Annotated in this window: 2 protein-coding genes; both read left to right on the forward strand. The window is 68.3% G+C overall.

Translation table 11 applies throughout. The features are described from left to right. A partial coding sequence (locus tag ACNPM4_RS14985; protein WP_448986181.1) for an AAA family ATPase occupies nt 1-352 on the forward strand: 352 nt, incomplete at its 5' end. A 38-nt stretch (nt 353-390) separates the two neighbouring features. Next, nucleotides 391-1,242, forward strand: an 852-nt coding sequence (locus ACNPM4_RS14990) for a Vgb family protein (RefSeq protein WP_448986183.1), incomplete at its 3' end; no start/stop codon positions are given.

Consider the following 1,242-nt stretch of genomic DNA (forward strand, 5'->3'; position numbering starts at 1 on the left):
CGGCATCGAGGTGTCGGTGCGTCCGGTCGGGAAGAAGATCGAGCGACTCTCGCTGCTCTCCGGTGGTGAGCGTTCGCTGGCCGCGGTCGCCCTGCTCGTGGCGATCTTCAAGGCGCGGCCGAGCCCGTTCTACATTCTCGACGAGGTCGAGGCGGCGCTCGATGATGCGAACCTGGGGCGCCTACTCACGGTGTTCGAGCAGCTGCGAGAGAGCTCCCAGCTGTTGATCATCACGCACCAGAAGCGCACGATGGAGATCGCCGACGCCCTTTACGGAGTCTCGATGCGCCAGGACGGTGTGTCGGCGGTCGTCGGTCAGCGCGTGGGAGACCGGGCCGCAGCCGCGGTGTGACCTCCCAGGCGGGGAAGCGATGAAAGGCGGGTGAACTCGTGGCCGACATCACCGAGCCCCTCGCCGCACACAGCGCTGCGGTGCTCGACTACGGCGCGGCCGGTCCATACGCTGTCGCCTTCGGCTCCAGCGGCGAGATGTGGATCACTCTCGTGAACACCGGAGAGCTCGTGCGGCGGTCCCCGGACGGGCGCGAGCACCGGTTCACCATCGGCGAGCGGCCGGGTCAGCTCGCCGTGACCTCCGAAGCGACGTGGTGCGCGGTTACCGGCGCAGATCGGATAGCCCTCATCGCGAGCGACGATCGGCTGAACTTCATCGACGTTCCGGGTGGGCCGTACGGCATCGCGGCTGTCGGCTCCGATGCGTTGGTGACCCTTATGCAGGAGAACAAGCTCGCCGTGGTCAGCCGGGACGGACTCCGCAGCGAGGTCGCCGTCCCCCTGGAAGGCGCATACCCGGCGATGGCCACCGCCCACCGGGACGGCTCTGTCTGGGTCTCGCTCAACCAGCGGGGGGTGCTCGAGCGATGGGATGCCGCAGGCGGTACCGAACTCATCACGCTGCCCGATGGCGCAGCCCCCGTCGGCATCGCGGCAGCAGGGGAGTATGTCTGGTCCGCCGACATCGCGCGGGGGAGCATCCTCCGGGTCGACGGCGATCGGCACGTCCGCGACTTCGTCCTCGCACCGGACAGCCGACCGCACGCGGTGATCGCCGACGACACCGGGTGCTGGTTCACGGAGTGGGGAGCGAACAGGCTGGGCAGGATCACCACGGAGGGCGATCTCGCCGAGTTCGATCTCTCCGGCATCGGAGAGGAACCGCACGGTCTGGCTCTCGATGGTGACGGCGTCGTGTGGGTTGCCTTCGAAAGTGGGGTCGTTGCC

It is taken from the genome of Microbacterium umsixpiens (assembly GCF_053543675.1).